We start from the raw sequence: 25,667 nt of genomic DNA on the forward strand, positions 1-25,667 counted from the left end.
TTTCATGGCGTGTTGAATAGATGGCTTACGCCGGTTGCAGGACAGCCCCCGGTTATCAGCTTAGACGTGAAATCAACCTGCTTCTTACAGCAGCAAGGTCATCTTGTAAGAATCGGGGGCTTGCGCCGTCCAACCAGCAACACCTCCTTCAACCCGACTTGGCACCCATGCTTCAACGCCGCGACTTCACCTTTCTCACCACCGCGCTCCTGACCTCGCCCTGGGCCATGGCGCAGGCGCCCGCGGCCTGGGCGTCGATCCTCGGCAAGGCACGCGGCCAGACCGTCTACTGGAATGCGTGGGCGGGCGACGAGAAGACCAACGCGTTCATCGCCTGGGTCGGCGAGCAGGTCAAGTCGCGCCATGGCGTGAACCTCGTCCACACGCGTCTCAAGGACACCTCCGAGGCCGTGACCCGCGTGATCGCGGAGAAATCGGCGGGCCGCAACGAAGGCGGCACGGTCGACCTGATCTGGATCAACGGGCCGAACTTCCTCGCCATGAAGCAGCAGGGGCTGCTGTACGGTCCGGTCACGCCGTCGCTGCCGAACTTCAAGTACGTGGACGTGACCCAGAAGCGCTCCAACCTGATCGACTTCACCACGCCGGTCGACGGCCTGGCGGTGCCGTGGAGCCTGGCGCAGATCGTCTTCGTGTACGACTCGGCGCGCCTTCGCAATCCTTCAGAGCTGCCGCGCTCGGCGCCGGCCATGCTGGACTGGGCGCGACGCCACCCCGGGCGACTCACGCATCCGAAGGTCAGCAACTTCCTCGGGTCGACCTTTTTGAAGCAGGCGCTGGTCGACCTGATCGCCGATCCGGCAGTGCTCCAGCTGCCCGCCACCGACGCGAGCTTCGCGCCCGTCACCGCGCCCCTGTGGGCCTGGTACGACCCGCTCAAGCCCACGCTCTGGCGCCAGGGCCAGCAGTTTCCGGACAACGGCTCCGCGCAGCGGCAGTTGCTCAACGATGGCGAGATCGACATCACGATCTCGTTCAACCCCTCCGAGGCCGCGGCCTCGGTCAGCGCGGGCCTGCTGCCGGCCACGGTGCGCTCCTTCACCTTCCGCAAGGGCACCATCGGCAACACCAGCTTCGTCGCCATTCCGTACAACGCGGCACACAAGGAGGGCGCGCTGGTGGTGGCCAACTTCCTCATCGATCCGCAGGCCCAGGCGCGCGCGCAGGACATCCAGTACCTGGGCAACCTGAACGTGCTCGACCTGTCGACGCTCCCGGCCTCGGATCGGGCGCGCTTCGACCGCCTGACGCCGAGTGCCACGCTGCCCTCGGCCGCCGAACTCGGTGCGCCGCTGCTGGAACCGCACGCTTCCTGGATGACGCGCATCGAGGCCGAATGGCAGAAGCGCTACACGCGCTGACGGCGTCCGCCGGCCCGGAGGCACGCGCGCCGCGCCATCTGCTGCGGCTCGCACCGGTGCTGACGGTCGCGGCCTTTGCGGTGCCCATCGCCTGCGGCCTGGTCGGCACGCTGATGCCGGCCTTCGGTTATCTGCCCGCGATCGGTGGCGACCACTGGAGCCTGGACCCGTGGCGCGCGCTGCGCGATGCGCCGGGCTTCTTCACCAGCCTGCAGCTGACGCTGGTCGTCGGCTGGGCCTCGACGCTGATCTCGGTGCTGCTGGCGCTGGCCGCGGCCGGCTTCCTGCACCACCGCGCGGGTGCGAAACGGCTCGGAGCCGTCCTGGCCCCGTTGCTGGCGATGCCGCATTCCGCGCTCGCGATCGGCTTCGCGTTCCTGATCCTGCCGTCGGGCTGGGTGGTGCGCTGGGTCTCGCCGGGCCTGACCGGGTGGACGATTCCGCCCGATGTGGGCACCGTGGGCGCTGCGTCCGGCTGGCCGCTGATCGCGGCGCTGGTTATGAAGGAGGCACCGTTCCTGCTGCTGATGATCCTGGGCGCGCTCAACCAGGTGCGCGCGCCGGCGCAGGTCGCGGCGGCGCGGGCCCTGGGCTACGGGCCCGTGCTGGCCTGGTTCAAGGTCGTGCTGCCGCAGGTGTATCCGCAGATCCGGCTGCCGATCTACGCGGTGCTCGCGTTCTCGCTGTCGGTGGTGGACGTGGCCATCGTGCTCGGACCTGGCAACCCGCCGACGCTGGCGGTGCAGGCCGTGCGCTGGTTCTCCGACCCCGACACCGCGCGCTACTTTCCCGCCGCCGCCGCGGCCACGCTGCTGCTGGGCGTGGTGCTGGCGAGCATCGGCGCGTGGTGGCTGGCCGAACGCTTGGCGCGGCCACTGTTCCGCCGCTGGCTGGAGCGCGGCGCGCGGGGCGGTGCGTCGGTGCCGGCGTCAGGCGTGGTCACCGTTGCAGGTGCTGTTCTCGCTGTGCTCGCCGTGCTGTCGATGCTCGGCATGCTGCTGTGGTCGGTCGCCCGGCCGTGGCGCTTTCCGGATGCGTTTCCCCCGGGGCTGACCCTGGAGACCTGGACGCGCCAATCAAGTCAGCTCGCCGGCCCGGCATGGACGACCTTGTTCGTAGGCGTGGCAAGCACCGTGCTCGCCCTGGTGCTCACGCTCGCCTGCCTGGAGAACGAATCGCGTTCGACCCGGCCGGTGGACCGCACGGCGCCTGCGGTTTCGGCCAGGTCCGCGGTGTCGGCCAGCGTCTGGTTGCTGTACCTGCCGCTGCTGGTGCCGCAGATCGCCTTCCTGTTCGGCCTGCAGGTGCTGTTGATCCGGCTGGGGCTCGATGCGACCGTGTCCGCCGTGGTCTGGGCACACCTGGTGTTCGTGCTGCCGTACCTCTTCTTGTCGCTGGCAGAGCCGTGGCGCGCTTTCGACGCGCGCTATGCGCGCGCTGCGGCGAGCCTGGGCGCTTCACCTTGGCGCGTGTTCTGGCGGGTCAAGCTGCCGATCCTTCTGAAGCCGCTGCTGATCGCGTGCGCGGTGGCTTTCGCGGTCAGCGTGGGGCAGTACCTGCCCACGCTGTTCGCCGGTGCCGGACGCGTCGCGACGCTGACCACCGAAGCCGTGACGCTGTCCGGCGGTGCCGACCGCCGGGTCATCGGCACCTGGGCCGGCTTGCAGGCCTTGTTCCCGTTGCTGGCTTACCTGCTCGCGACCCTGGTGCCGCGCCTGCTGCACGCGCACCGAAAAGGACTCGCATGAACGCACCGCAAGCGCTGCGGCTCGAGGCCGTGTCGATCCGCCTCAACGGCCGCGCCCTGATAGCCCCGCTGGACGCCACCATCGCACCGGGCGAATGCCTGACGCTCATGGGCCCGAGCGGATGCGGCAAGTCGACGCTGCTCAACTACCTTGCGGGCACGCTGCCGCCGGTGTTCGAAGCCATCGGCCGGGTCGCCGTGGGCGAGGTCGACCTCACACCGTTGCCACCCGAACGACGTGGCGTCGGCATCCTGTTCCAGGACGATCTGCTGTTTCCCCATCTGTCGGTCGGCGGCAACCTGGCCTTCGCCATGCCGGCCGCGGTGCGCGCGTCGAAAGAGCGCCGCGCCCGCATCGACGCGGCGCTGCAGGAGTGCGGGCTCGAGGGAACGGCCCATCGCGACCCGGCCACGCTGTCGGGCGGGCAGCGCGCGCGCGTCGCACTCATGCGCACGCTGCTCGCGTTGCCGCGTGTGCTGCTGCTCGACGAGCCCTTCAACAAGCTCGACACGCGGTTGCGCAGCGACTTGCGCGACTTCGTATTCGGCCACGCCCGGCGTCACGGTTTGCCCACCGTGCTCGTCACCCACGACGCCGCCGATGCGCAGGCGGCCGGCGGGCCGGTGATCACGCTGGGCGACGAATGAGCGAATCGACGGGGGCACCCGACGGCGCGCGACGCGCGCAGCAGGTGCGCGCCGCACTGCAGGCCGAGCGTGCTGACCTGGCTGCCTGCCTGCCCGAGCCGATGGCCGACAAGGGCCTCGCGCACTGGCACTTCCGGCTGCCGGGAACCGGCTGGCTCGCGCGCGTGCCCAAGCAGAGCCAGATGGACCTGTCGGCCGACGAGAACCTGGCGTATCAGTCCGCCTGCTTCCTGCGCGCCGCACCGAGCGGTCACACGCCGAAGCTGCTGGGCGTGCTGCCGCCGTCCGCACACCTGCCGCGCGGTGCGTTTCTGGTGGAAGAGATCGTCGGCCGACCGGCGCGCCTGCCGGCGGACCTGCCCGCCATCATGGACGCGCTCGCGGCGATCCATGCGCTGCCCTTGCCACCGAAAGAGGGTCGCCATCCGCTGCTGGACCCTGCCGATCCGCTGCAGGCGCTGCTCCGCGAAGTCGACGCCCAGGCCGTGCACCTCGACGCGGCCGGTCTCGCGCCTGCCAGCCGGGCCGGCATCGACGCCGTGCGCGAACGCGTTCGCGCCGGCACTGCGAACGCCCGCGCAATGCCCAAGCGACTGATCGCGTTCGACGCGCATCCCGGAAACTTCCTGGTTCGCGACAACGGCGGTGCTTTTCTCGTGGACCTGGAGAAGGCCCGCTACGGCATGAGCGCGCTGGACGTGGCCCACGCCACGCTGGTGACATCCACCACCTGGGACGTGGACAGCAGCACCGTTTTGAGCGCGGCCGAAGTCATCGGCGCCTACCGTCACTGGGCGCTGACGCTTGGCGAGGAGGCCGCAGGAGGAGGGCGTGATTGGGTCCTGGCGCGCGCGGCCATGTGGCTGTGGTCGGTAACGTGGTGCGCGAAGTGGCGTGTCCTGTCGCAGCAGCCCCGCCGACCGTCGGCCGACGGCGAGGACTGGTCGGGCAGCATGAGCGAGCAGCAGCTCCTCCGCCATGTGCGCGATCGGGTCGATGACTACCTGTCGACGCAGCAGGTGGCCTTCGTGATCGATGAGCTCGGTGCACTCGACCGTGCGTTTCGGGCCTGATACGCGCCTGCCGATCAGCCGAGCTTTTCAGCCACCGCGCGCGCCAGCGCTTCGACCGACAACGGCGCCGACCCTTCGGCCTTGTTATTGACAGTGAGGTACACCGTGTGGCCTGCTGCGGCAGTGGCCACGATCACGCGGGCCAGCACTTCCCGCGACTCTGCATCTTCATCGACGATGCGATCGAAGGGCGCGTAGCTCGCCTTGGCGTTCTCGTACCCGTAGGCACCGTGGCGCCGGTGGAGGCTCCACCGGCACACCATCGGGCCTGGCCACAGGGCGCGCAGCATCGGCAGCTGTTCCCCGACGGGTGGCATCTTCGCGTGCAAGCCGAGGCAATACGTGGCGCCCGATTCCCGCAGGACCTCGGCAAAGGCGGTCGTGAGGAATTCCGGATTGCGCACTTCGACCGCGATCACGCCGTCCGGCGCGAGTGGCTTCAAGACAGGCAGGGCGCGCAGCATCGTGCGCAGTCGCTCGAGGAGCTCGGGCAGCCGCGCGAGCATCGGCCCCGGAAGCGGACTCAGCTGAAACACCAATGCGCCGAGTTTGTGACCGAGCCCATCGAGCGCGGGTTGCACGAACTGTTCGACCGCCAGCACGGGGTCGAGAAAGGCCGGGTTGGGCTGCTGCCCGCGCCCGTCTTCGCCGCGCACCATCGCGGCCGAAACGAGGCTCGGCGCTTTCACGACGAAACGGAAATCGTCGGGGACTTGTGCGGCATAGGCGGCGAACTGGCTCGCCGAAATCGGGCGATAAAAAGTGCGATCGAGGCTGACGGTGCGCAGCAGCGGGTGCTGCGCATAGGCCGCGAGTCCATGTTTGGACAACACCGATTGCGCGTAGTCGCCGTCCCAGACCAGGCCTTTCCAGCCAGGGAAGAACCACGACGAGGTGCCCATCCGCACCGAGGGCGGAAGCGTGCCGGCCAACGCGCGCTGCGTCTCCCGAGGAGCCGCCGGCTGCACCTTCGCGCCGCCCGCCGTCCCGCTTTTCGCGGCGGTCCCCGCAGCCACCTTCGCAGTGGGCTTGACCGCTGCGGGCACCGGGGCGAGATCGTCGAAGAGGGAGTCCTGCATGGTGGTCACGCATTGTCTTGCAAGCAAAGGCGGAAGGCACAATCCCGCCCATGAAACAGTGGTTGCGCACGCAGGGCGGTTGGTGGCTGGGATGGCTGGCGCTTTCCGTGGCCGGCGCCGTGTGGCTGGCGCGCACGGAGCTTGCGCAGTTGGAAGAGGATTTCGAAACCGATGCGCGCATCGCGCACCGGCTCATGAGCCAGCAGGTCGTGCAGTACGACGCGGTGCTGGCAACGCTCGCGCTGTTGCAGCCCGGTACCGCAGATGCCGCTCGGCCGGAGCAGCGCCTCTCGTCGGTCTACCCATCCATCCTCGCCGTGCAACGCCGCGAGCGCGACGGCGCCTGGGCCGACGGGCCGGACGCAACGGCTTTCACGCAGGCCGAAGCGGCTTCGCTCAAGGCCCAACGTGCCGAGTTGGCAGTGGCCGATCTGCCCGGTGGCCGTTATTGGCTCGTGATTGGCGCCAGCCCGACGAGCTACGCGCTCCAGATCGATCTGGCCAGCACCGTGCCATGGCGCGACTGGCCGATGGACCCGCAGCGCAGCCCGGTGCGCGTCGGGATCGATCACGCGGGCAAGCAATGGGGGGTTCAGCCCGGCCGACCGGCCGCCGGTGGCTGGCATTTCGAGTTCCACAAAGTTCTGGCCTCTGCCAGCCAGCCCTTCGACGTGGTCGCGACGCGCGATGTCGGCTGGCGCGCACTGCCCTGGCGCTGGATCGCCGGTTGGGCGCTCGCGATGGCGGTGCTGCTGTTCGGCGCGAGTGCCTTGCAACGCCAGCGCGTGGCACGCCGTCGCGCGGAAGAACTGCTGCGCCTCGGGCAAGTGGCGAGGCTCAACTCGCTCGGCGAACTGTCGGCCGGGCTCGCGCACGAGCTCAACCAGCCGCTCACCGCCGTGCTCGCCAACACGCAGGCGGCAAGGCGATTGCTGGAAGACGAACCGTTGGATCTGGCGACCGTGCGCGGCGCGATGACGCAAGCCGTCGTGCAGGCCCGGCGCGCGGCCGACGTGATCGGCCGGTTGCGCCGCGTCATCGAGCGCCCCGATGCCGGCGGCGACACCCGCCCGCTGGTGTTGCAAGACGTCGTGCGCGACGCGCTGCACCTGCTCGCGCCCGAGTTCGCGCAGCGCGGCATCGTGCCGCAGTTCGACGCCGGCGCGCAGGCGCCCGTGCGGGTGCAGGCCGAAGCGGTCGCGCTGGAGCAGATCGTGCACAACCTGCTCATGAACGCGCTGCAGGCGCTCGACGCGGTGCCGGCTACCGAGCGGCGGCTTGCGGTGTCCGTCGTGCGCAATGGCGCCGAGGGCGTGCTGACCGTCACCGACACCGGCAATGGCATTTCGCCGGAGGCGTTGCCCCGCCTGTTCGAGCCCTTCTTCAGCACGCGCGAGGGTGGGCTCGGCCTGGGCTTGAGCCTCAGCGAGACGCTGGCGAGCGGCATGGGCGGCAGCCTGAGCGCGGCCAATTCCGCGTCGCGCGGGGCACGCTTCACCTTGCTGCTGCCGCTGGTCGCCGCCTCGGGGAACGCACCATGAACCAGCCGCTGTCGCCGCTCATCCACCTGATCGACGACGATCGCGCCGTGCGCGAGGGCCTTGCCTTGTTGATCGGCACGGTCGGCCTGCGCGTGCAGGACTGGGCCGATCCGCAGGCGTTCATGGACGGCTTCGACCGCACGGGCGTCGGCGCGATCGTGCTCGACGTGCGCATGCCCGGCATCAGCGGGCTCACCGTGCTCGACCGGTTGATGGCGCAGGGCGTCGACCAGCCGGTGATCATGCTGACCGGGCACGGCACCGTCGAGATGTGCCGGCGCGCCTTCAAGTCGGGCGCGGCCGAGTTTCTCGAGAAGCCGGTCGACGACGAGCAATTGCTCGAAGCCCTGCAGCACGCGGTGCGCCAGCATGTGCGCACGCGCGAACGCTCGCAGGCCGACCAGAGCGCGCGCGAACGCGTGGCGCAACTGTCGGAGCGCGAGCGCGAGGTGCTCGGCTTCATCGTCGAAGGGCTGACCAACAAGGAAATCGCGCGCGCGCTCGACCTGTCGCCGCGCACCGTCGAGACGCACCGCGCCAACCTCTTCGCCAAGCTCGACTGCGAGTCGCTCGCGCAGTTGATCCGGCGCTATGCGGTGCTGGTCGACGGCGCCGGCTCCAGAGACCTTCCGTAGTTCTACGCAGGGCAGGGCGTAGCCGTACGAATGGCGGCGCGCGGAAGCAATTTCTACAGTGCATGCAGTCGTCGGCACCCCGCTGGCGCACCTCAACGCTCTCCTGGAGACTTCATGCATTCGACCTTTCGCCTCGGCGGCCTCGCCGTCCTGATCGCCGCTTCTGCCGTGCACGCGCAAACCCCTGCGCCGACCGTCCGCTCCGAAAAGAACATGTCGCTGGCGCTCGCCAACCAGATCGCCGCCGAAGCGGTCGCGGCCTGCGCTGCCAACGGCTACAACGTGGCCGCCACCGTGGTCGACCGCGCCGGCACCGTGCGCGCCGTGCAGCGCGCCGACAACGCTGGACCGCACACCCTGGCGTCGAGCGAACGCAAGGCCTGGACCTCGGCATCGGCCAAAAGCCCGACGCAAGCCATGATGGAAGGCTCGCAAAAGAACGCCGGCGCGGCCAACCTCGTGTACCTTCCGGGCGTGCTGCTGCTGGGCGGCGGCGTGCCGGTGAAGTCGGGCAACGAAGTCATCGGCGCGGTCGGTGTCGGCGGTGCGCCGGGCGGAAACCTCGACGAGCAATGCGCGAACACTGCGATCGACAAGGTCAAGGGCCTCCTCGGGTGACCACGGTCGGCTGGCGCCTCGCGTGCGCGTTGGCGCTTTCGCTCGCCGGGGTCGGCACCGGCGCCGTCGCGCAGGTCGCGCCGACGGTGGTCGAAACCGCGCAATACCAGGGCGTGCAGCAGGCCGCGTGGCGCGGCGATGTGCCGCGGCTCAAGGCGTTCATCGCAGCCGGTGCCGATCTCGAAATGCGCGATGCACACGGCCGAACCGCCGTGCACATCGCGACGTTCGCGCGCCAAGGCGACGCGTTGCGCGTGCTGGCCAAGGCCGGCGCATCGCTCGATCGCCTGGAAGACGATCGCTACGACGCCGTGACGATTGCCTCGGTCGCGGACGATGTCCCGACGCTGGGCGTGTTGCTCTCGCTCGGCGCCAGCGCCCGGCAGACCACCAGCCGCTACGACGGCACCGCCTTGATCGCGGCGGCACACCTGGGCCACGACGAGGTGGTGCGCCGCCTCATCGCCGCGGACGCACCGCTCGACCACGTCAACAACCTGCACTGGACCGCGCTGATCGAATCGATCGTGCTGGGCGCTGGCGGCCCGCGCCACCAGCGCACGCTGGCGGCGTTGCTGTCGGCCGGCGCCAGCACGGTCCTGACGGACAGGCAGGGCAACACGCCCCTGCAGCTGGCGAAATCACGCGGCTACACGGCCATGGTCGAGCAGCTGAAAGCGGCCGGCGCGAAGTAGGCGGGCTCAGGGACAATCGGCCGAAACCATTCCCGAGCCGCCCCATGTACATGCCGCCGCAGTTCAACGCCAAGGATCCCGCGATCGCGCTGGAGCTGATGCGTGCCCATCCGTTCGCCAGCGTGATTTCGACCGACGACGACGGCTTGCCATTCGTGTCGCAGCTGCCGCTGGTGGCAGAGCAGGGCAGCGACGGACAGATCACCATCCTCGGCCATTGCGCCAAGCCGAATCCGCACTGGCGCTCTCTTGAGGCGCGTCCGCAGGCTGTCGTCGTTTTCCTCGGGCCGCACGCGTATCTTTCGCCGACGGTGTACCCCGACCTGGCGCGCGTGCCGACCTGGAACTACCTCGCGGTGCATTGCAAGGTCGAGGCGACGCTGATCACCGACTCGACGGCCAAGGACGTGCTGCTCAAAAAGCTGATCGGCGAACACGAGCCCGCCTACGCGCAGCAGTGGCGCGACCTCGGCGAGGAGTTCCAGCAAAAGATGCTGACCGGCATCGTGGGCTTCTCGCTGCGCGTGACCGATCTGCAATGCAAGGTGAAGCTCAACCAGCACCGGCGCGAATCGCATGCCGCGATGCACGCGCAATACAGTGCCGGTACGCCGGACGAGCGCGCGTTGGCGGTGTGGATGCAGCGCCTCGGCATGCCGGCCACGGCAACGGCCGGAGGGAGCTGACATGCGGATATTCGGACTGGTCGGCTTGCTGGTGGCGGTGCTGATCGTCGGCTTGCTGGTCAAGAAGCAGTTCACCAGCGTGGCCGCACCGACGCTGCCGCCCGGTCCGACCACACCGTCGCCGGCCGGAAGCGTCAAGGACCAGAGCCAGCAAATCCAGCAGCAATACAAGCAGGCCATCGACGCCGCGATGCAGCAGCCGCGCAAGCTGCCCGAAGAATGACCGACGACGACTGGATGCGCCTCGCGCTCGACGAAGCCCGGCGTGCGGCCGCGGCGGGCGAGGTGCCGGTGGGCGCGGTGATGGTGAAAGACGGCGCGCTTGTCGCCACCGGCCGCAACGCGCCCGTGGCGCAACACGACCCGAGCGCGCACGCGGAGATCGTCGCGCTCCGTGCGGGTGCCGCCGCGCTGGGCAACTACCGGCTCGACGGCTGCGAACTCTTCGTCACGCTCGAGCCCTGCGCGATGTGTGCGGGCGCGATCCTGCATTCGCGCCTGGCCCGCGTGGTGTTCGGTGCATTCGATCCGCGCACCGGCGCCGTCGGGTCCGTGGTCGATCTGTTCGCCGAGCCCAGGCTGAATCACCGCACGCGCGTGCAGCCCGGCGTGCTCGCCGGCCCGTGCGCCGAAATTCTGCAAGGCTTTTTCCGGCAGCGCCGCGACGCCGAACGCGAAAACGCCGAGCCGCTGCGCGAAGACGCATTGCGCACGCCGGCCGCGCGATTCGAAGCGCTGGCCGACGCACCCGCTGAGGGTCGCTATGTGCAGGATCTTCCTGTCTTGCAGGGCTGGCGCCTGCATTACCTCGATCACGGCGCCACGGGTCCCGACGTGCCGACGCTTCTGTGTCTGCATGGGCCGGGCGAGTGGAGCTACTTCTTTCGTCACCTGATGGGCGCGCCGGGCGTGCGCTTGCTCGCACCCGATCTCATCGGCTTTGGCCGCAGCGACAAACCCAAGCGCGAGGATGTGCATCGGCTCGCGTGGCACCGCGATGTGCTGCTGGCGTGGCTCGACCGGTTGACGCCGGGGCCGATGGTGTTGATCCACAGCACGGGCGCGTTGGCGCTCGCCGAGCTGCTCGTGGCATCGGCGGCTCATCGCTTCGTCGGCGTGATCGCTTCACCGGACAGCGGCCGCGACGGGGGCGACGCGTGGCGCGCGCCGTTCGGCGATCGCGGACACGAGGCTGCACTGCGGGCGCTCGGGACGGTCGCCCGCAACGTGTCGGGCCCATCGCCCGACCAGGCAGCGGAGCGGATTCGAAACGCGATGGGATACTTCGCCCCGTGACCAAACACATCTATATCTACTCGCCCGCCAGCGCCGTGCGCGACAAGGCGGCATTCAGGCGCGGCGTGGCCCGACTCGAGGGGCTGGGGCATGAGGTCGAGATCGACGAAGCAGCTCTGTCTGTCCATCAACGATTCGCCGGGGACGACACCACCCGCCTTGCGGCCATCGCGCGTGCCGCGGCGAGCCACGCCGACGTCGCGCTGATCTCGCGCGGTGGCTACGGCCTCACGCGCATCCTCGATGCGCTGCCGTACAATGCCCTCACGAAGGCCATCGAGCGCGGCACCGAATTCGTCGGGCTGAGTGATTTCACTGCGCTGCAGAACGCGTTGCTGGCCAAAACCGGCGCCGTGACCTGGGCCGGTCCAGCCGTCGGGGAAGACTTCGGCGCAGAAACCGGCGCCGACGACATCATGGAAGCCTGCTTTGACGATCTGCTGAGCGGGCAGGGCGAAGGCACCGGCTGGCGCATGCCGATGCGCGACGCCGAATTGAAGGTGCGCGCCATCCACGACGCGACGTTGTGGGGCGGCAATCTGTGTGTGCTGGCCAGCCTGCTTGGCACGCCTCACTTTCCGTCGGTCGACAAGGGCGTGCTGTTCATCGAGGACGTCAACGAGCACCCGTATCGCGTCGAGCGCATGCTCGACCAGCTGCGGCTGGCCGGTGTGTTAGGGCGTCAGCGGGCGATCGTGTTCGGCCAGTTCACCGGCGTTCGCAAGGTGCCGGGCTACGACCGCGGTTTCGGGCTGACCACGGTGATCGACCGGCTCCGGTCGTTGCTGAAGGTGCCGGTGTTGGCGGGGTTGCCGTTCGGCCATGTGCCGACCAAGGTGCTGCTGCCGGTGGGCGCGAAAGTCGAGCTGGCCGTGGACGGTCGTGATGTTTTCATGGTCTGGGGGCATCGCCACGCGTCGGGCCATCAGCACGCCGCACACACACCGCACGCACATTGAAAAAGGAGCCCCAGGCTCCTTTTTGTGCTCAGACCGGGAATCGCTGGTGGACCCGCGGACCCATTGTGTGAGGCAATCCGCCCTTGAACAGCCCGTTGATCCTCGTCATCTGGTGGCGAGCAGCGAGCTCGCCGTCGAGTTCACTGAGCACGCTCAACAAATCCTGCCGCAGATACCAGAGCGCTTCCAGATCATCGGCGAAGCGCACGCGCTGAGCGAGACGCTGCGCCGGATGGCCGCCGTAGGCCTGCAGCAATGACAACATTGCCTCGCGAATTCGCGCTGTCTGACGGTCGGTCGACTTTGCCCAGTCGACACCGGGAAATGAAAGAAGCCGAAAGAAACTGCTTGCTGAGACCATGGACGCCGTGGCGAATGCCTGAAGCCTGTGATGCACCTACGGTAATGGCGGCGGATTCGAACCACAAGTGTGGAAACAATTAAACCTGTTCAAAAACAACAATGTTCACGGATATCTTGCAGCAGCGCACGAGCATTGGGTACATTAGTTTTACTTTTGGGGTAGGGGAGTGCAACTGAATCGGCTATTCCCGCGTAGACCCTCAAGCCGGTCGAAAAATCAGGCGCATTCACGGGCAAACAACGGTTGCCAACCGCACAGAAGCCGCGCTTGCCATAATCGATCAGCATTTCCTAACAAATATTTCACAAAATGCGCGCCCAATCCACTGTCGTATTCGCCGATTTGACCGGGAGTACCAGGGTCTTCGAGGCGATGGGAAATGCCCGCGCGACCGAAACCGTGACGCGTTTGATCCAGTGGATTGGCGGCGTCTGCGAAGCGCACAGTGGACGTGTCGTCAAATCGTTGGGTGATGGCGTATTTGCGATATTCCCGGACGGTCCGACCGCCACCGGAGCGGTGCTCGAGATGCAGCGCAACCACCAAAAGCGCTTGCAGGTATGGCCCGCGCCGCTCCGGATGGCACTGCAAATCGGTGTGGCGAGCGGTGAGGTCGTGGAAGTCGACGGCGACTGCTACGGCGATGCGGTCAACCTGGCGTCGCGCCTCAGCGATCTCGCCGGACCGGGCCAGATTTGGGCGACCGATTCGGTCGTCGAACAATTCCGCGAAGGCACGGTGAGGCACCGCAATCTCGGCCCGATCAATATCCGCGGCCGCAACGAAGTGGCCGTGGTCCACCGTATTGACTGGCAGGAAGAAATTACCGAATTTCTCACCATGCCGGCACAGCTCGCACCCACCAAAGCCCAGGATTCTTCATTCGGCCAGATCGAACTCGCATGGCTTGATGTCCGCTCGATGTTTCGGGCGACCGAATTGCCCATCCACCTGGGCCGTGTCGACGATGCCCAATTTGTGGTGAACGACCCCCGCGTGTCGCGTCTGCATGCGCGAATCGAGGTCCGACAAGGCAGCTGTGTGCTGGTTGACGTCAGCACATACGGCACCTGGGTCCGCTTCCACGGGAGCGCGGGGGCCAGCGGCGAAATCGCCTTGCGACGCGAGGAATGCGTGCTTCATGGCAGCGGTGAGATCGGCCTGGGCGCACCGCTGAGCGATTTCAGCGCGCCGACCATCGCTTTCAACACGACCGGTGGCAACGTGCTCCTGTCGCGCCGCGACGCTCGCTGAGCGTACTTCCTGCAGTGGATGCACCATCTTTGCCTCTGATACGGAGGCGCGCGCCACGGTGGGCGCGCTGGCTACTGGGGCTCTTGTGCCTGCTTGCGTTGCTAATGCTCGGACCGATCGGCGTGCTGGCCTCCGGCAACCTGGACCTGGATACGCCCTGGCACATGACGAGTCGCGAGAGCACCGGGCAGGCGCCCGACCCCTCAATCGACCGCGGTGCAGTAGTGCAGGTCTATGGCGCCAGGATCGTGCGATGGCGAGGTGCTTTTGGCATTCATCCCTGGATCGCGGTCAAACGCGCCGGCGCGGAGCGTTACACCGTTTATCACATCGTCGGCTGGCGGGCCCGTCGCGGCGGTGATGCCATGGTCACCAGCGAAGTGGCCGCACCCGACATGCTTTGGTACGGCGCCTACCCGCAGTTGCTTGTCGACCACCGAGGCGCCCAGGCAGAAGCCATGATCGAGCAGATTGAAATGGCCGTGGCGGGCTACCCTTGGCGCGGGTCGTACCGCCTTTGGCCCGGCCCCAACAGCAACACCTTCGTGGCCTGGGTGGCGCGACAGGTGCCTGCCCTTCGATTGGACCTGCCACCCACAGCGATCGGCAAAGACTATCTGGGTGCGACCACCTTCATCGACCGTGCGCCCAGCGGCACAGGCTGGCAGTTGTCGCTGATGGGGCTGGCGGGTGTGACGGTGGCACGCGATGAGGGCTTGGAATTGAACTTGTTGGGGCTCGGCTTCGGCATCGACGTCGACGATCTGGTTCTGAGGTTGCCCGGTTTTGGACGGCTCCCGTGATGTCGTGCGCTTGCGCCTGGTGGCAGACATTCGAAAGCAAGGGAAGGGCGATCGGGCGGCACGGCGGTTTGGTGCTTTCCCGCGCAAGAGGGCCCAGACGTCAGCACACCCTCAAAGGACATCTACTTCGCGTTGTCACCAGTCCGCCGCGCTTCCAGGTGCGCAGCGGTATCAGCCGCACCCATGCTCCGGGCCAATTCCAAAGCCGTCAGCCCGTCTGAGCTCTTGATGTCGATGTCGATGTCGACGTCTCGCGCCAGCAGGCACTTCACGATCTCGAGCCGGTTGAACATGGCGGCAAACATCAATGGTGTTTTGCCGCCCGGCGGCGCGAAATTCATTTGCGCGCCATGTGACAGCAACAGTTCGACGATCTGCAGAGAGCCCTTGTAAGCAGAGGCGCCCAGAGGCGTCTGCGCCATGTCGTTGTATCGGTCCGGCTCGGCGCCAGCTTCCAATAGAACCTTGGTCGCCTCGGCATGGCCGTGGTAAGCCGCAAGCATCAGCAGGGTGTCGCCCTTGTGGTTGCTCATATTGGGCGGTAAGCCCTTCTGGAGCAAGCCGGCAAGCGTCTGCGCTTCGCCGGTGCGCGCAAGCCGGAAAACTTCCTGCGCGAACTCGATGAACTCTTGATCAGGCAGCGCAGGGTTGTTGCTCGTGTTGGCCATCATTGTCTCGCGGCGGTGAGCACGCAGTAATCGTTTGCTTGGTGGCGCAGCGGCGGAGTGTTGCGGCGCACCTCGTCATTGTGGGTCGATTGCACTGGCAGGCAAACGGCCCCAACTTCGCCAGTCATAATTTAACATAATATACATTGTATTATTTCAAAACGATCCGACTTGGACCGCCACCGGCGCTGAGCTGGCGCAACATGCCGCTTGATTGATTGCCCCCGTCAAGCGCATCCCTGTGCCGATAGGCCAACGGTCTTCGAGGTCCGCGGGCCCAACTGCGAAATCAGTGAATACTTCAGCACTAAAGCGCATCAACAAAGGCAATGCGATGTGAAAAACTTCCTTGTTTACAGGGGGGCGAAGGATAAAGACACACTACATTACATTTGATAAAAGAGACTCTTAACCTCCATGCCAGAAGCCTTAGCCGCAGTCGAATACCTCACAATTTTTGGATTGACGCCGGGACGGCGTCCAGGTCGGGACGACAGCTCCTTCGAGGCCGACTCATGAAATTCGTGGTTCTTCAGGACATAAACGGGCGCTGGTACTGGGAGTTGCGACAGATCGCTGGCCCGCCGGTTGCGCGATGCTCTCTGGGTTTCAGCACTCGCGAAGGCGCCATCAGCGATGTTCGGGCCGTCCGCGAACGCGCCCCCCGATGCCTGATCTTCGACCCGCTGGGGAACCTCGAAGCCGAAAAGAAACACGGGGGATTGTGATGTGTAACTATAATGGGTTACATGAGTACCAAACCAGACATGTGGCACGGAAAGCCGGAACGCGAAGACCGGACCACCTCCTATCAAACGCTCGATGCGCAGCGCCCCAAGCGCCAGAAGTCTGTCTGGCCGATGATCGGACTGCTGCTCGTGCTGATGTTCGGCTTCCTTTGGGCGATCAAATCGATCCTCGGCTGGTAGATAGTAAACAAATGTGTCTGGGCGTGCTTGAAGTCACGCGGCCTTTTTACGCTTGCTGCTGACAATTGGCGCATGACTGCTCCAGACGAACTGACCGATACCGAACTGCTCTCACGGGCACACAAATGGCGTCGCCACGCTTTGCAGGGCGCTGCCGGCGCGAGGACCCACGCCAACGCGCACGAAGCGGAAGTGCGCAAACGGTTCTCCGGCCAAACGACGGTATGCGGATTGCTTGAGCCCATGCGTCCGGCGCCACGTCGATCCTTCTGGCGCTTCTGGTCCTGAAGCCTTTGCGGATGCGGTACTAGGTCACGATCCTCCGGAAATCTGATGCATCTAATTGGACGTGCGCAGCGTCTATCAAGGATGTCTATTGAATTGCTTCACCAACTCGCGACGGCGCGCCTTCCGCACGTTGTCGATCGCCCGGAAGATATCGACGCGGTCCAGGTTCTGGTCATGGCGGGTCACGTCAAAGCAGAAATTTCGCCGCTGATCCGTGACATCGATGGCAGCCGCCCGCGCGCCGCCTCCGTGCTGGAAATCACCTCACTGGGTCGCCGCATGCTGCGGACCTTCCGGTTGCGCGCCGGTTAGGCGCCTGACATCACCATTTGCCGTCGCGCGGCACCGGCTGCGGGTTCGCCGAAGGCGGCGCCGTCGGGAAAGCAGTGCCCGGACTGGCCGGGCGTGCCGCCGGCGCGACGCGCGACACCGTCGACAGCATCTGGATCGCATCCGGCCGGTTGCCGCGCTGGGCGAAATCCAGCGCCGTCATCCCCTGCTCGTTCTTCATCGTCACATCAGCGCCCTCCTCCAGCAGCAACTTGACACTGGCAGCAGAGCCGTACATCGCCGCCATCATGAGAGGCGTCGTGCCGTTGGGCGACTGGGCGTCGATGAAGGCGTTGCCATCGAGCAGCTGCTTGATGATGTCGGTATGCCCGCCTGTGGCCGCGTAGTGCAGCGGCGCCCATCCGGGCTTGTTGATATCGGCATCGCGCTTGAGCAGCTGGGTGACCAGGTCTTTCTGGCCCTTGAGCGCGGCCATCATCAGCGGGCTTTCGTCCTTCGGATTGCGCCCCTCGACATTGGTCTTGGGCGATTCGATGAGCACCTGGATCACCCGCGGCGAGGGCTCGCGCATCGCAAGCAGCAGACCGGTTTGACCGTTCGAATCCTTCACGTTGGGATCGAACCCGCGATTGATGAGGTCCCGCACGCCGCTGGCGTTGTCGCTCCGAACAGCCCGAAAAAAATCGTCGGTGGGCGTTGCATTGGCTGAAATAACGGTCGCTACGACAAGAAGATAGAGCGATTTTTTGAAGTAATTTGTCATGATTGAACCCCTGCAAAAAGGGTCTCGAAATTGTCGCTCGTCACCTTGGCGATGGCCTCGATAGGGATCTGTCGGAGCTCGGCGATCTGTTTCGCAACGAACGGAACGTAGGAGGGATTGTTCGTCTTGCCGCGGTAAGGCACCGGCGCCAGGTACGGACTGTCGGTTTCGATCAACATGCGATCGAGTGGAACAAAGGCCGCCACGTCCCGCAGATCCTGCGCTTTCTTGAAGGTCAGGATGCCTGAAAAAGAAATGTAGAAGCCAAGATCGAGCGCCGCGCGCGCCACCTCGGCCGTTTCGGTGAAGCAGTGAAAGACGCCGCCCGCCGCGCCTGCCCTGCCGTCTTCGCCCTCCTCCTTGAGGATGGCCAATGTGTCCGCCGACGCTTCGCGGGTGTGGATCACCAACGGCTTGCCCGTCTGCTGCGCGGCGCGGATGTGCACGCGGAAGCGGTCGCGCTGCCATTCCATGTCGGCGATGCTGCGACCGCCCTTGCGTTCTTCCATCTGGAAATAGTCCAGGCCGGTTTCACCGATGGCGACGACTTTCGGGCGCGCAGCCAATGACACCAATCCTTCGACAGTGGGCTCGGCGATGTCTTCATTGTCGGGATGCACGCCGACGCTGGCCCAGAAGTTGTCATACCGGGCGGCCAGCGCCTGCACCTCGTCGAACTCTTCGAGCTTGGTGCAGATGCAGAGCGCCCGATCGACCCGGGCTTCGACCATGGCGGCCCGGATTTCGAGCATCCGGTCTGCGAAATCGGGAAACGTGAGGTGGCAGTGGGAGTCTGTGAACATGCGTCGCGTGCAGGCCGCGCGCGAGGCGGGGCCGCTCAGATGGTTTGGGTCGGACGGTCGGAGGCCAGGGTGCCGCCAAGCGCTTCTTCGATGCGCGCCTTGAGCTGGCGCGATTTTTCGTCTGCAGGAAATCGGATACCGACGCCGGGCGATCGGTTCCCGGCGGCACGCGCCGGCGTGATCCAGGCGACCTTGCCGGCGACCGGATAGCGCTGCGGGTCATCCGGCAGCGTCAGCAGCACATAGACGTCGTCGCCGAGCCGGTATTCGCGCGACGTCGGGATGAAGATGCCGCCTTCGGCGAACAGAGGGATGTAGGCCGCATACAGCGCGCCCTTTTCCTTGATGGCCAGCTGGATGACGCTCGGGCGCGCAGGCACGGGAGCAGCGGCAGGGGAACCAGGGACGACAGGTGTATTCATGGGCGGTGTGCGGCCGAGTTTAGGGTGGTTCGCGCCTCGCTCACAAGCGCCTCGAGCATCAGGCCGGCGTTGAAAGGGTGATCTGCGGTTTTTGCCGCATTCGCCAGCGATTTCGACCAGCGCGCAAGCGCCAGATTCGACGGTGCCGCGGGCAGATCGGCCTCGGCGAAAAAGCGTGGCGCAGCGCCCTGGCCGACCGCCATGAGGTCGTGACAGACCTTCTGCAACGCATCGATCGCCTGCGTCGGCGCGTGATCGGCCAGCGCCCCGACGTCGCCACGCTGCATCGCCTTGGGCAGCAACGCCCAGGCCTTGGGCGAGCGCCCGCTCTGTGCCAGACGCAGCGCATCGGTCGGACGGCCGCCTGCCGCGCGCAGCAACGCGACGGCGTCCGCGTCCGGCACGCCGTGTGCCACCAACCAGGCTTGTGCCACCGCAGGTTCCGGCCAGGGCATCGTGAAACCGAGACAACGACTGCGGATCGTCGGGAGCAATTGCCAGGCGGCTTCGCTCGCCAGCACGAAACGCACGTCGCCCACCGGCTCTTCCAGCGTTTTCAGCAAGGCGTTGGCCGTGATCGTGTTCATGCGCTCGGCCGGATAGACCAGCACCACCTTGCCGCGCCCGCGCGCGCTGGTGCGCTGCGCAAACCCGACCGCCTCGCGCATCGCCTCGACGCGGATCTCGCGACTTGCCTTGCGCTTCTTGTCGTCGATGTCGGCCTGCGACTTCTCGTCGAGTGGCCAGCCGAGATCGATCATCGCGACCTCGGGCATCAGCACGCACAGGTCGGCATGCGTGCGCACGGCGATCGCATGGCAGCTGGCGCAATGGCCACACGCCGTGTGGCCGGCGGTCGGCTCCTCGCACAGCCATGCAGACGCCAGTGCCAACGCGAGTTCGTACTGGCCCAGGCCCGACGGTCCCTGCAGCAGCCACGCGTGACCGCGCTGGCGCAGCAGGTCGGCCAGCGGCGCGTGCAGCCAGGGCGACAGCGGCGGCGCGCTCATTGCGTCACCGCGCCGCGCTGGCGCAAGGCAGCTTCGATCTGGTGCCAGACCTGGTCGCGCGCCTGGCTCGCATCGATGCGAACGAAGCGCGGTGCATCGGCGGCACGGGCCGCATACCCCGCGGCCACGTTGCGAAAAAATTCGACCGGTTGCGACTCGAACTTGTCCGGCACGCGGGCCCCGGCCAGGCGCTCGGCCGCGATTTCGGGCGCGAGGTCGAACCAGATCGTGATGTCGGGCTGGAGCAAGGCATCGGGGTCGGCCGGGCGGCCGCCCTGCACCCAGCGCTCCAGGGTCGACAGCACGTCGGCGTCGAACCCGCGCCCGCCGCCCTGGTAGGCGAAGGTCGCGTCGGTGAAGCGATCGCACAGCACCACGTCGCCGCGCGCCAGTGCGGGCTCGATCACCTGCACGATGTGATCGCGGCGTGCCGCGAAGACCAGCAGCGATTCGGTCAGCGCGTCCATCGGCTGTTCGAGGATGAGGCCGCGCAAAGTTTCGGCGAGCGGCGTGCCGCCCGGCTCGCGCGTGCGCGTGACTTCCCGACCCTGCGCCCGGAACAGTGCTTCGAGCGCGTCGAGGTGACTCGACTTGCCGGCCCCGTCGATGCCTTCGAGCGTCAGGAAGAGCCCTGCCGTCACTGGCCGCCCCGCTGGTATTTGTTGACCGCGCGGTTGTGCGCATCGAGCGACTCGCTGAACTGGCTGGTGCCATCGCCACGGGCCACGAAATAGAGTGAGCGGCTGCGCGCCGGCTGCACGGCGGCCAGCAGCGCGGCCTTGCCGGGCATCGCGATCGGCGTGGGCGGCAGGCCGGGGCGCGTGTAGGTGTTCCAGGGCGTGTCGGTCTGCAGGTCGCGCTTGCGCAGGTTGCCGTCGAAGGCCGCGCCGAGTCCGTAGATCACGGTCGGATCGGTCTGCAGCGGCATGCCGACGCGCAGCCGGTTCGCGAAGACCGAAGCGATTTCCGCGCGGTCGTTCGCCTTGCCGGTTTCCTTCTCGACGATGCTGGCCAGGATCAGCGCGTCGTCGGCCGATTTGAGCGGCAGGTCGGACGCGCGCGCCGCCCAGGCCGCCTCGAGCTTCCTGTCCATGGCCCGCATCGCCCGCTGCAGCACCGCTGTATCGGTCGAGCCCTTGGAGTACGTGTAGGTGTCGGGGAAAAAGCGGCCCTCCGGATGCAGGCCCGGCTTGCCGAGCTGTGCCATGAGCGCTTCGTCGGTCATGCCGACGGTCTCGGGCTTGAGCTGCTCCGCCTTGGCGAGGGCCGCGCGCACTTGCCGGAAGTTCCAGCCCTCCACCAGCACCAGGCTGCGTGTCGCCTCTTCGCCGCGCACCAGCACCGCCAGCAGCGTACGCGGCGTGAGGCCGCGCTCAAGCTCGTAGCTGCCGGCACGGATCTGGCGGTCTTGCCCCGAGAACCGAAACCACCAGTAGAGCAACTGGGGCTGCACGGCGGTGCCGGTGTCGGCCACAGCCTGCGCGATGCCGCGCGGCGTGGTGCCGGGCTCGACCGACAGGTCGACCGACGGCGCGGGCAGTTTCAGTGGCTGGTTGACCCACCAGAGCGCAGCCGCCCCGCCGCCGAGGACGACCAGCGCGGCGAGCAGAAAGAGGGTGAGGGAGAAGCGGCGCACGTGTGAAAAGCGGGGAGGCCCTGCAGACCGAAAGGGACGGGGCCGGCCATGATAATTCAGCGATGACCGCTGCGATCTCTTCCCTGCCCTTCCACGGGGTTGCCCCCCTTTCCCACCTCGGCGTGATCCAGGCCGTCGGCCCCGATGCCGCCAGCTTCCTGCATGGCCAGCTCACCCAGGATTTCGCCCTGCTCGGCGCCGGCGAAGCGCGGCTCGCGGCGCTTTGCACCGCCAAGGGCCGGATGATCGCCAGCTTCATCGGCATCCGCCCCGAAACCGAACAGATCCTGCTGGTGTGCAGCCAGGACATCCTCGCCGCGACGCTCAAACGCCTGTCGATGTACGTGATGCGCGCCAAGGTCAAGCTCACCGACGCCAGCGAAGCGTTCGCGCTGTATGGCGTGGTCGGTACCGCGTTGGCCGACAACGGCATCGACGCAGCGGCGCTTCCGGGCCTGCGCACGGCCGTGGGCGACGCCAGCGTGGTGTCGCTCTACCCGGCCGATGGCGTTCCGCGTGCGCTCTGGATCGCCCCCGCGGGCAGCGCCGCGCCGACGGGCGACACGCTCGATGTGGCAACGTGGCGATGGAGCGACGTCCGCAGCGGCATCGTCACCTTGACCACGCCGGTGATCGAAGCCTTCGTGCCGCAGATGCTCAACTACGAATCGGTCGGCGGCGTGAGCTTCAAGAAAGGTTGCTATCCCGGCCAGGAAATCGTGGCGCGCAGCCAGTTCCGCGGCACGCTCAAGCGGCGTGCGTTCCTGATGAAAGCGAGCGCGCCCGTCACCGTCGGGCAAGAGGTATCCGGCGCGGGGTCGGACGAGCCGGTCGGCACTGTGGCGCAGTCGGCTGCAGCGCCCGACGGCCAATGGTCGGCGCTCGTCTCGATGCAGATCGCCGCACTGGACGCCGGCGGTCTTCACGCAGGTGACGCGATGCTCAGCGTCGAGCCCTTGCCCTACCCGTTGCTCGAAGACATCTGACCGACGAGCGACCGCTGCATCTCGATGTGCGGAATGCCGGCTTCCTCGAAGGGCTCGCCGACCACGGTGTAGCCGAGGCGGCGGTAGAACGACTCCGCGATGCGCTGCGCGTTCAACGCCACGAGCCGGTCGCCGCGCGCCCGTGCAGCATCTTCGAGCGCATGCAGCACGGCGGCGCCATGGCCGCTGCCCCGCAGCAGGCGATGAACGGCCATGCGACCGATGTGCGCGACACCGTCTTCCGCGGGCAGCAGCCGCCCGGTGCCGATGACCTGGCCCAGCCGGTTGCGCGCCACCGCGTGCAACGACACCGCGTCGTGCTCGTCCCACTCCAGCTCTTTCGGGATGCGCTGCTCCTCGATGAACACGGCGCGCCGCAAGGCACCGGCGGAATCGCCGAGCGTCGCCCAGTCGCCGGTGCGCACCTCGCACAGCGTCTGGCCCACTTCGTAGTCGGTGAACATGTCGCGCAGCGCCTGCGGCACGGGCCGCGGCGTCTGCGTGGCCGGATCGGCGAAAACGTAGACCAGTTCGCAGGTCACGAGCAGCCCGTCGCCGCGGAACAAACCGCCGTGGAACACGATGGACGAGTTGCCGACGCGCACGCATTTCATGCCGACGTCCAGCACGTCGTCTACGCGCGCCGATGCATTGAATTCCACCGTCGCCTTGCGCACATAGAGGTCGCCTCCGAGCGCGAGCATCGCTTCTTCGTACGGCAGCGCCAACGCACGCCAGTAATCGGCGATGGCGGTGTCGAAGTACATCAGGTAGTGGGCGTTGAAGACGATCTTCTGCATGTCGACTTCGGCCCAGCGCACGCGCAGGCGATGAAAAAACCGGAAGTCGTTTCGTTTTTCAGGGGGGGTGTCGCTCATGGTTTCAGGGCCTCGGTGAGTGCGGCGGCGGCGTGCGCCTGGGCCGTCAGGGCTTCGGGAATGGCCCGACCCATTTTGACGAATTCGTGGATCACGCCACGGTAGATTTCAAGGTCGACCGCCACGCCGGATGCGCGCAGCTTGTCGGCCCAGGCGATGCCTTCGTCGACCAGCGGATCGCACTCGGCCAGGCCGATCCACGCGGGAGCGATGCCCTCCACATCGTCGGCCAGCAAAGGCGCGAAGCGCCAGTCGTCGCGGTCGGCGGGTGTGCGAACGTAGCCGTCGAAAAAGTAACTGATCAGCGCTTCGGTCAGCAACGGGCCGTCGGCGAAGATGCGATGCGACGCGGTGTCCTGATGCGCTGCCATGCCGGGATAGAACAGCAGTTGCAAGGCGATGGCGATGTCCGCATCGCGCGCCATGATCGCGCTGCTCGCGGCCAGCGTGCCGCCCGCGCTGTCGCCGCCGAGCGCCAGCCGCGCCCCATCCAGGCCGAGCGATGCGCCCTGCTTCGCGACGAACTGCACCGCGTCCCACGCATCATCGGACGCGGTGGGAAATTTGTTCTCTGGGGCGAGCCGGTAGTCGACCGAGACCACTGCGCAGCCGCTCTTCAAACTCAGCGAGCGGCACAGCGTGTCGTGGGTCCGGATGCTGCCCACGGTGAAACCGCCGCCGTGGAAATAGACCAACACGGGCAATTCGGCGGCCGACGGCGCGTAGAGCCGCGCCGGGATGGCATGGCCGTCGCGCGCGTCGATGGCGAAATCCTCCAGGCGAGCGATGGCAGGCGTCGCCACCTCGAGCACGCCGGCCCCCTTTTCGTAAGCGGCCTTGGCCTCTGCCGGCGTCACCGCGTTGAGCGGTGGATGGCCGGCGCGTCCCATGCGCTCGACCACGCCAGCCATCTTCGCGGTCAGCGGCGGCATGCAGCGGCGGCCGGGACGCGCACCTGCGCCAGGGCTGTGCCAAGGGCGACAGCGATGAGGGTTTTTTTCATGGGCAAGACAGTCTCCTCTTGTTAGATTGGGCGATTCGAATCCTACCGCCCACACGCGCGCACTGCTCCATGGCCCTCATCCAGTACCTCACCCAGATCCAGTTCGAATTCGGCGCCATCAAGCTGCTGTCCGCCGAGTGCGCGCGCATCGGCATCCATCGCCCGTTGATCGTCACCGACGCCGGCGTGCGCGCTGCGGGCGTGCTTCAGAAGGCGCTCGATGCGCTCGGCGATCTGGACGTCGCCGTGTTCGACCAGACCCCGTCCAATCCGACCGAGGCGTCGGTGCGGGCGGCCGTCGAGGTCTACCGCGCGAACCGCTGCGACGGCCTCATCGCCGTCGGCGGTGGCTCCGCGATCGACTGCGCCAAGGGCGTCGCCATCGCGGCCACGCACGAGGGCCCGCTCAAGACCTACGCGACCATCGAAGGCGGATCGCCGAAGATCACCGACGCGGTCGTTCCGCTCATCGCCGTGCCCACCACCAGCGGCACCGGCAGCGAAGTGGCGCGCGGCGCGATCGTCATCGTCGACGACCACCGCAAGCTCGGTTTCCACAGCTGGTTCCTGATGCCCAAGGCCGCGATCTGCGACCCTGAACTCACGCTCGGCCTGCCGCCGAAATTGACCGCCGCGACCGGCATGGACGCGATCGCGCACTGCATGGAAACCTTCATGTCGGCCGCCTTCAATCCGCCTGCGGACGGCATCGCACTCGACGGGCTCGAGCGCGCCTGGTTGCACATCGAACGCGCGACCAAAAACGGCCAGGACCGCGAGGCGCGGCTCAACCTCATGAGTGCATCGATGCAGGGCGCGATGGCGTTTCAGAAGGGCCTCGGCTGCGTGCACAGCCTGAGCCACAGCCTGGGCGGCGTCGATCCGCGCCTGCACCACGGCACCCTGAACGCCCTCTTCCTGCCCGCCGTGATCCGCTTCAACGCGGGTGCCGAATCGGTCCAGAAAGACCGGCGTCTTCAACGCATGGCGCAGGCCATGCACCTCGACGGCGCGGGCGATCTCGGCGATGCGATCCGCGACATGAGCGCGCGACTCGGCTTGCCCAAGGGGCTGGCCGAAGTCGGCGTCACGCGCGACCTGTTCGAGAAGGTGATCGACGGTGCCATGGCCGACCATTGCCACAAGACCAATCCGCGCCTCGCAACGCGCGACGACTACCGCGAGATGCTCGAATCGGCGATGTGAAAGC

31 protein-coding genes are annotated in these 25,667 nt (G+C 67.0%); 19 read left to right on the plus strand and 12 right to left on the minus strand.

The annotated features are described in order from the left end of the window. Positions 1 to 167: 167 nt before the first annotated feature. Genes AX767_RS19735 through AX767_RS19750 form a run of 4 tightly spaced genes read left to right on the plus strand, consistent with a single transcriptional unit; the run spans position 168 to position 4,850 of the window. The gene (locus AX767_RS19735; RefSeq protein WP_068632872.1) at positions 168 to 1,382 is read left to right on the plus strand and encodes an ABC transporter substrate-binding protein; all 1,215 of its coding nucleotides are present in this window, start codon (positions 168 to 170) and stop codon (positions 1,380 to 1,382) included. Then, positions 1,358 to 3,130, plus strand: a complete 1,773-nt coding sequence (locus AX767_RS19740) for an ABC transporter permease (RefSeq protein WP_082755090.1) — start codon at positions 1,358 to 1,360, stop codon at positions 3,128 to 3,130. The genes AX767_RS19735 and AX767_RS19740 overlap by 25 nt, the downstream gene beginning before the upstream one ends. Further along, entirely contained in the window at positions 3,127 to 3,777 is a 651-nt protein-coding gene (locus tag AX767_RS19745) for an ATP-binding cassette domain-containing protein (RefSeq protein WP_068632873.1), read from the plus strand. The genes AX767_RS19740 and AX767_RS19745 overlap by 4 nt, the downstream gene beginning before the upstream one ends. Next, positions 3,774 to 4,850 (plus strand): hypothetical protein, encoded by a 1,077-nt coding sequence (locus AX767_RS19750; RefSeq protein WP_068632874.1) that lies wholly within the window; start codon positions 3,774 to 3,776, stop codon positions 4,848 to 4,850. Before AX767_RS19745 ends, AX767_RS19750 begins: the two co-directional genes overlap by 4 nt. A gap of 14 nt (positions 4,851 to 4,864) precedes the next feature. Here the strand turns inward: AX767_RS19750 and AX767_RS19755 are convergent, their stop codons facing one another. Further along, positions 4,865 to 5,929 (minus strand): DUF72 domain-containing protein, encoded by a 1,065-nt coding sequence (locus AX767_RS19755; protein WP_068632875.1) that lies wholly within the window; start codon positions 5,927 to 5,929, stop codon positions 4,865 to 4,867. Between the two features lie 50 nt (positions 5,930 to 5,979). On the opposite strand from AX767_RS19755, the gene AX767_RS19760 reads away from it, so the two are divergent. The 8 genes from AX767_RS19760 to AX767_RS19795 all read left to right on the plus strand — a co-directional run bounded on the left by AX767_RS19760 (position 5,980) and on the right by AX767_RS19795 (position 12,359). Further along, positions 5,980 to 7,470, plus strand: a complete 1,491-nt coding sequence (locus AX767_RS19760) for a sensor histidine kinase (RefSeq protein WP_068632876.1) — start codon at positions 5,980 to 5,982, stop codon at positions 7,468 to 7,470. Next, complete coding sequence (locus tag AX767_RS19765) at positions 7,467 to 8,105, plus strand: response regulator transcription factor (protein ID WP_068632877.1); 639 nt, start codon at positions 7,467 to 7,469, stop codon at positions 8,103 to 8,105. Before AX767_RS19760 ends, AX767_RS19765 begins: the two co-directional genes overlap by 4 nt. Positions 8,106 to 8,219: 114 nt before the next feature. After that, a complete protein-coding gene (locus AX767_RS19770; protein ID WP_068632878.1) occupies positions 8,220 to 8,723 on the plus strand; it encodes a GlcG/HbpS family heme-binding protein in 504 nt (167 codons plus the stop codon). After that, positions 8,720 to 9,418 (plus strand): ankyrin repeat domain-containing protein, encoded by a 699-nt coding sequence (locus tag AX767_RS19775; protein ID WP_068632879.1) that lies wholly within the window; start codon positions 8,720 to 8,722, stop codon positions 9,416 to 9,418. The genes AX767_RS19770 and AX767_RS19775 overlap by 4 nt, the downstream gene beginning before the upstream one ends. A 44-nt stretch (positions 9,419 to 9,462) precedes the next feature. After that, positions 9,463 to 10,104 (plus strand): FMN-binding negative transcriptional regulator, encoded by a 642-nt coding sequence (locus AX767_RS19780; protein WP_068632880.1) that lies wholly within the window; start codon positions 9,463 to 9,465, stop codon positions 10,102 to 10,104. Position 10,105: 1 nt separating this feature from the next. Beyond that, positions 10,106 to 10,327: a hypothetical protein gene (locus tag AX767_RS19785; RefSeq protein ID WP_068632881.1), complete on the plus strand. Its 222-nt coding sequence runs from the start codon at positions 10,106 to 10,108 to the stop codon at positions 10,325 to 10,327. After that, positions 10,324 to 11,400 carry a tRNA adenosine(34) deaminase TadA gene (gene tadA, locus AX767_RS19790; RefSeq protein WP_068632882.1) on the plus strand — a complete coding sequence of 359 codons (1,077 nt, stop codon included), beginning with the start codon at positions 10,324 to 10,326 and terminating at the stop codon, positions 11,398 to 11,400. The genes AX767_RS19785 and tadA overlap by 4 nt, the downstream gene beginning before the upstream one ends. Beyond that, positions 11,397 to 12,359 carry an LD-carboxypeptidase gene (locus tag AX767_RS19795; RefSeq protein ID WP_068632883.1) on the plus strand — a complete coding sequence of 321 codons (963 nt, stop codon included), beginning with the start codon at positions 11,397 to 11,399 and terminating at the stop codon, positions 12,357 to 12,359. The genes tadA and AX767_RS19795 overlap by 4 nt, the downstream gene beginning before the upstream one ends. Before the next feature lie 28 nt (positions 12,360 to 12,387). Here the strand turns inward: AX767_RS19795 and AX767_RS19800 are convergent, their stop codons facing one another. Beyond that, a complete protein-coding gene (locus AX767_RS19800; RefSeq protein WP_068632884.1) occupies positions 12,388 to 12,720 on the minus strand; it encodes a hypothetical protein in 333 nt (110 codons plus the stop codon). Positions 12,721 to 12,809: 89 nt separating this feature from the next. Beyond that, entirely contained in the window at positions 12,810 to 13,010 is a 201-nt protein-coding gene (locus AX767_RS21455) for a hypothetical protein (RefSeq protein WP_156481091.1), read from the minus strand. A gap of 22 nt (positions 13,011 to 13,032) precedes the next feature. Between AX767_RS21455 and AX767_RS19805 the strand changes: the two genes are divergently transcribed. Together AX767_RS19805 and AX767_RS19810 are read left to right on the plus strand one after the other, a co-directional pair. Further along, on the plus strand, positions 13,033 to 13,977 hold the full coding sequence (locus AX767_RS19805; protein WP_068632885.1) for an adenylate/guanylate cyclase domain-containing protein: 945 nt from the start codon (positions 13,033 to 13,035) through the stop codon (positions 13,975 to 13,977). Positions 13,978 to 14,081: 104 nt separating this feature from the next. Then, complete coding sequence (locus AX767_RS19810) at positions 14,082 to 14,780, plus strand: DUF3750 domain-containing protein (RefSeq protein ID WP_068632886.1); 699 nt, start codon at positions 14,082 to 14,084, stop codon at positions 14,778 to 14,780. Positions 14,781 to 14,902: 122 nt separating this feature from the next. Here the strand turns inward: AX767_RS19810 and AX767_RS19815 are convergent, their stop codons facing one another. After that, entirely contained in the window at positions 14,903 to 15,448 is a 546-nt protein-coding gene (locus AX767_RS19815) for an ankyrin repeat domain-containing protein (protein ID WP_068633933.1), read from the minus strand. Positions 15,449 to 15,963: 515 nt separating this feature from the next. On the opposite strand from AX767_RS19815, the gene AX767_RS19820 reads away from it, so the two are divergent. From AX767_RS19820 to AX767_RS19825, 3 genes are all read left to right on the plus strand, one after another. Then, positions 15,964 to 16,176, plus strand: a complete 213-nt coding sequence (locus tag AX767_RS19820) for a YegP family protein (protein WP_068632887.1) — start codon at positions 15,964 to 15,966, stop codon at positions 16,174 to 16,176. Positions 16,177 to 16,197: 21 nt separating this feature from the next. Then, the gene (locus AX767_RS21460) at positions 16,198 to 16,377 is read left to right on the plus strand and encodes a hypothetical protein (protein ID WP_156481093.1); all 180 of its coding nucleotides are present in this window, start codon (positions 16,198 to 16,200) and stop codon (positions 16,375 to 16,377) included. A gap of 381 nt (positions 16,378 to 16,758) precedes the next feature. Then, a complete protein-coding gene (locus AX767_RS19825) occupies positions 16,759 to 16,977 on the plus strand; it encodes a hypothetical protein (RefSeq protein WP_068632888.1) in 219 nt (72 codons plus the stop codon). Positions 16,978 to 16,987: 10 nt separating this feature from the next. Here the strand turns inward: AX767_RS19825 and AX767_RS19830 are convergent, their stop codons facing one another. Genes AX767_RS19830 through mltG form a run of 6 tightly spaced genes read right to left on the minus strand, consistent with a single transcriptional unit; the run spans position 16,988 to position 21,590 of the window. After that, on the minus strand, positions 16,988 to 17,719 hold the full coding sequence (locus tag AX767_RS19830; protein WP_082755091.1) for an ankyrin repeat domain-containing protein: 732 nt from the start codon (positions 17,717 to 17,719) through the stop codon (positions 16,988 to 16,990). Beyond that, the gene (locus AX767_RS19835; RefSeq protein WP_068632889.1) at positions 17,716 to 18,522 is read right to left on the minus strand and encodes a TatD family hydrolase; all 807 of its coding nucleotides are present in this window, start codon (positions 18,520 to 18,522) and stop codon (positions 17,716 to 17,718) included. Before AX767_RS19835 ends, AX767_RS19830 begins: the two co-directional genes overlap by 4 nt. A gap of 35 nt (positions 18,523 to 18,557) precedes the next feature. Continuing rightward, complete coding sequence (locus AX767_RS19840) at positions 18,558 to 18,944, minus strand: PilZ domain-containing protein (RefSeq protein WP_068632890.1); 387 nt, start codon at positions 18,942 to 18,944, stop codon at positions 18,558 to 18,560. After that, positions 18,941 to 19,954, minus strand: a complete 1,014-nt coding sequence (locus AX767_RS19845; protein ID WP_068632891.1) for a DNA polymerase III subunit delta' — start codon at positions 19,952 to 19,954, stop codon at positions 18,941 to 18,943. The genes AX767_RS19840 and AX767_RS19845 overlap by 4 nt, the downstream gene beginning before the upstream one ends. Further along, positions 19,951 to 20,595 carry a dTMP kinase gene (gene tmk / locus AX767_RS19850; protein ID WP_082755092.1) on the minus strand — a complete coding sequence of 215 codons (645 nt, stop codon included), beginning with the start codon at positions 20,593 to 20,595 and terminating at the stop codon, positions 19,951 to 19,953. Before tmk ends, AX767_RS19845 begins: the two co-directional genes overlap by 4 nt. Further along, complete coding sequence (gene mltG, locus AX767_RS19855; protein WP_068632893.1) at positions 20,592 to 21,590, minus strand: endolytic transglycosylase MltG; 999 nt, start codon at positions 21,588 to 21,590, stop codon at positions 20,592 to 20,594. Before mltG ends, tmk begins: the two co-directional genes overlap by 4 nt. Positions 21,591 to 21,652: 62 nt before the next feature. Here mltG and ygfZ point away from each other — a divergent pair, with 62 nt between their 5' ends. After that, positions 21,653 to 22,576 (plus strand): CAF17-like 4Fe-4S cluster assembly/insertion protein YgfZ, encoded by a 924-nt coding sequence (gene ygfZ / locus AX767_RS19860; protein ID WP_210392522.1) that lies wholly within the window; start codon positions 21,653 to 21,655, stop codon positions 22,574 to 22,576. Here the strand turns inward: ygfZ and AX767_RS19865 are convergent. Then, positions 22,552 to 23,454 (minus strand): YbgC/FadM family acyl-CoA thioesterase, encoded by a 903-nt coding sequence (locus AX767_RS19865; RefSeq protein ID WP_068632894.1) that lies wholly within the window; start codon positions 23,452 to 23,454, stop codon positions 22,552 to 22,554. The genes ygfZ and AX767_RS19865 overlap by 25 nt on opposite strands. Beyond that, the gene (locus AX767_RS19870; protein WP_068632895.1) at positions 23,451 to 24,386 is read right to left on the minus strand and encodes an alpha/beta hydrolase; all 936 of its coding nucleotides are present in this window, start codon (positions 24,384 to 24,386) and stop codon (positions 23,451 to 23,453) included. The genes AX767_RS19865 and AX767_RS19870 overlap by 4 nt, the downstream gene beginning before the upstream one ends. Positions 24,387 to 24,526: 140 nt before the next feature. Here AX767_RS19870 and AX767_RS19875 point away from each other — a divergent pair, with 140 nt between their 5' ends. Further along, positions 24,527 to 25,663 carry an iron-containing alcohol dehydrogenase gene (locus tag AX767_RS19875; RefSeq protein WP_068632896.1) on the plus strand — a complete coding sequence of 379 codons (1,137 nt, stop codon included), beginning with the start codon at positions 24,527 to 24,529 and terminating at the stop codon, positions 25,661 to 25,663. Positions 25,664 to 25,667: the final 4 nt, after the last annotated feature.

It is taken from the genome of Variovorax sp. PAMC 28711 (assembly GCF_001577265.1).
Classification (GTDB): domain Bacteria; phylum Pseudomonadota; class Gammaproteobacteria; order Burkholderiales; family Burkholderiaceae_C; genus Variovorax.

Bases quoted from the DNA above. Each gene is read 5' to 3' on its own strand.
- AX767_RS19735 (WP_068632872.1), top strand. From the start codon at position 168: ATGCTTCAACGCCGCGACTTCACCTTTCTCACCACCGCGCTCCTGACC.
- AX767_RS19740 (WP_082755090.1), top strand. From the start codon at position 1,358: ATGGCAGAAGCGCTACACGCGCTGACGGCGTCCGCCGGCCCGGAGGCA.
- AX767_RS19745 (WP_068632873.1), top strand. From the start codon at position 3,127: ATGAACGCACCGCAAGCGCTGCGGCTCGAGGCCGTGTCGATCCGCCTC.
- AX767_RS19750 (WP_068632874.1), top strand. From the start codon at position 3,774: ATGAGCGAATCGACGGGGGCACCCGACGGCGCGCGACGCGCGCAGCAG.
- AX767_RS19755 (WP_068632875.1), bottom strand. From the start codon at position 5,929: ATGCAGGACTCCCTCTTCGACGATCTCGCCCCGGTGCCCGCAGCGGTC.
- AX767_RS19760 (WP_068632876.1), top strand. From the start codon at position 5,980: ATGAAACAGTGGTTGCGCACGCAGGGCGGTTGGTGGCTGGGATGGCTG.
- AX767_RS19765 (WP_068632877.1), top strand. From the start codon at position 7,467: ATGAACCAGCCGCTGTCGCCGCTCATCCACCTGATCGACGACGATCGC.
- AX767_RS19770 (WP_068632878.1), top strand. From the start codon at position 8,220: ATGCATTCGACCTTTCGCCTCGGCGGCCTCGCCGTCCTGATCGCCGCT.
- AX767_RS19780 (WP_068632880.1), top strand. From the start codon at position 9,463: ATGTACATGCCGCCGCAGTTCAACGCCAAGGATCCCGCGATCGCGCTG.
- AX767_RS19785 (WP_068632881.1), top strand. From the start codon at position 10,106: ATGCGGATATTCGGACTGGTCGGCTTGCTGGTGGCGGTGCTGATCGTC.
- tadA (WP_068632882.1), top strand. From the start codon at position 10,324: ATGACCGACGACGACTGGATGCGCCTCGCGCTCGACGAAGCCCGGCGT.
- AX767_RS19800 (WP_068632884.1), bottom strand. From the start codon at position 12,720: ATGGTCTCAGCAAGCAGTTTCTTTCGGCTTCTTTCATTTCCCGGTGTC.
- AX767_RS21455 (WP_156481091.1), bottom strand. From the start codon at position 13,010: ATGCTGATCGATTATGGCAAGCGCGGCTTCTGTGCGGTTGGCAACCGT.
- AX767_RS19805 (WP_068632885.1), top strand. From the start codon at position 13,033: ATGCGCGCCCAATCCACTGTCGTATTCGCCGATTTGACCGGGAGTACC.
- AX767_RS19810 (WP_068632886.1), top strand. From the start codon at position 14,082: ATGCTCGGACCGATCGGCGTGCTGGCCTCCGGCAACCTGGACCTGGAT.
- AX767_RS19815 (WP_068633933.1), bottom strand. From the start codon at position 15,448: ATGGCCAACACGAGCAACAACCCTGCGCTGCCTGATCAAGAGTTCATC.
- AX767_RS19820 (WP_068632887.1), top strand. From the start codon at position 15,964: ATGAAATTCGTGGTTCTTCAGGACATAAACGGGCGCTGGTACTGGGAG.
- AX767_RS21460 (WP_156481093.1), top strand. From the start codon at position 16,198: ATGAGTACCAAACCAGACATGTGGCACGGAAAGCCGGAACGCGAAGAC.
- AX767_RS19830 (WP_082755091.1), bottom strand. From the start codon at position 17,719: ATGACAAATTACTTCAAAAAATCGCTCTATCTTCTTGTCGTAGCGACC.
- AX767_RS19835 (WP_068632889.1), bottom strand. From the start codon at position 18,522: ATGTTCACAGACTCCCACTGCCACCTCACGTTTCCCGATTTCGCAGAC.
- AX767_RS19840 (WP_068632890.1), bottom strand. From the start codon at position 18,944: ATGAATACACCTGTCGTCCCTGGTTCCCCTGCCGCTGCTCCCGTGCCT.
- AX767_RS19845 (WP_068632891.1), bottom strand. From the start codon at position 19,954: ATGAGCGCGCCGCCGCTGTCGCCCTGGCTGCACGCGCCGCTGGCCGAC.
- ygfZ (WP_210392522.1), top strand. From the start codon at position 21,653: ATGACCGCTGCGATCTCTTCCCTGCCCTTCCACGGGGTTGCCCCCCTT.
- AX767_RS19865 (WP_068632894.1), bottom strand. From the start codon at position 23,454: ATGAGCGACACCCCCCCTGAAAAACGAAACGACTTCCGGTTTTTTCAT.
- AX767_RS19870 (WP_068632895.1), bottom strand. From the start codon at position 24,386: ATGCCGCCGCTGACCGCGAAGATGGCTGGCGTGGTCGAGCGCATGGGA.
- AX767_RS19875 (WP_068632896.1), top strand. From the start codon at position 24,527: ATGGCCCTCATCCAGTACCTCACCCAGATCCAGTTCGAATTCGGCGCC.